The 319-nt window shown below is 50.2% G+C and carries 2 tRNA genes; both read right to left on the bottom strand.

What is annotated here, in order from left to right:
- Positions 1-101: 101 nt before the first annotated feature.
- A tRNA-Ala gene (locus HW554_RS20370) sits at positions 102-178 on the bottom strand.
- A 33-nt stretch (positions 179-211) separates the two neighbouring features.
- Positions 212-285: transfer RNA gene (locus HW554_RS20365), tRNA-Ile, on the bottom strand.
- Positions 286-319 lie beyond the last annotated feature (34 nt).

The raw sequence follows: 319 nt of genomic DNA, 5'->3' as shown, positions 1-319 counted from the left end.
ATGCAACCCCAATTGGGCTACAGGGTGAAATCGAACAGTTGCCTATTCTAATTTCGAAATTATTCTGTCACCTAATAAATACCCGGTTGGTATTTAGGTAATGGTGGAGAATAACGGAGTCGAACCGTTGACCCCCTGCGTGCAAGGCAGGTGCTCTAGCCAGCTGAGCTAATCCCCCGGTTGGTACCCAATAGCCTTTCGTTAAAGGCAGTGGGCCTGCCTGGACTCGAACCAGGGACCTCTACATTATCAGTGTAGCGCTCTAACCACCTGAGCTACAAGCCCGGCTCGACAAGCGGAGTCGAATCCGTGAAAATAT

This window comes from Hymenobacter lapidiphilus (assembly GCF_013377885.1).
Classification (GTDB): Bacteria; Bacteroidota; Bacteroidia; order Cytophagales; family Hymenobacteraceae; genus Hymenobacter; species Hymenobacter lapidiphilus.
The sequence above is the reverse complement of the archived record's forward strand: the minus strand, read 5'-3'. Positions and strand labels throughout refer to the sequence as shown.